The organism is Paracoccus marcusii, from assembly GCF_006151785.1.
Taxonomy (GTDB): Bacteria; Pseudomonadota; Alphaproteobacteria; order Rhodobacterales; family Rhodobacteraceae; genus Paracoccus; species Paracoccus marcusii.
Window position 1 is genome coordinate 1 of the sequence record NZ_VDDD01000289.1, and the last position, 615, is coordinate 615.

Sequence of the window (615 nt, forward strand, 5' to 3'; positions counted from 1 at the left end):
TCGGGCACCATTCGGATAATGCTCGGCGTGATACACCGTGCGCATCCCAATGGGGGAGCAACTCAAGCATGGGTATGCCTTTCCGTCGCCGATACCGGCTCCGGTGTCCCAGAGCATCTGCATGAACAAGTGTTCCAGCCGTTCTTCACGACACGCTCGCCCGGCCAGGGGTCGGGTCTGGGACTGTCACGTGTGCGCGGTTACCTCGAACAGATGGGCGGCTTCGTGACGCTTTCCAGCACGGCCGGGAAGGGTACGACCATTTCCATGCTCTTCCCCATTGCGCCTGTCGACACTCGGCATGTGGAAGGCGACGCTCCAGCCGCGGCAGCCATTCCGGAAAAGAAACGAAAAGCCCTTGTGGTCGATGATACACCGGCGGTCGCACGGGTGATTGCACGAATGCTGGCCTCTTTGGGTTGCGATACCCTCATCGCAGCTAACGGCAGGGAGGCACGGGACATCATCAATCGTGAAAGCGGGCTGGATCTGCTGATAAGCGATGTGGTGATGCCCGGAGAGTCAGGATTGGACCTTGCTTGCGCGGTCTCCAAGACCCACCCCGACATCCGCATTGCCCTTATGTCCGGCTACAATCAAGAAAAGCTGTCTGCC

At 59.5% G+C, this 615-nt stretch carries 1 protein-coding gene; it reads left to right on the forward strand.

The window, feature by feature from the left end:
• Window positions 1–18: 18 nt before the first annotated feature.
• A partial coding sequence (locus FHD68_RS18810; RefSeq protein ID WP_244298011.1) for an ATP-binding protein occupies window positions 19–615 on the forward strand: 597 nt, incomplete at its 3' end.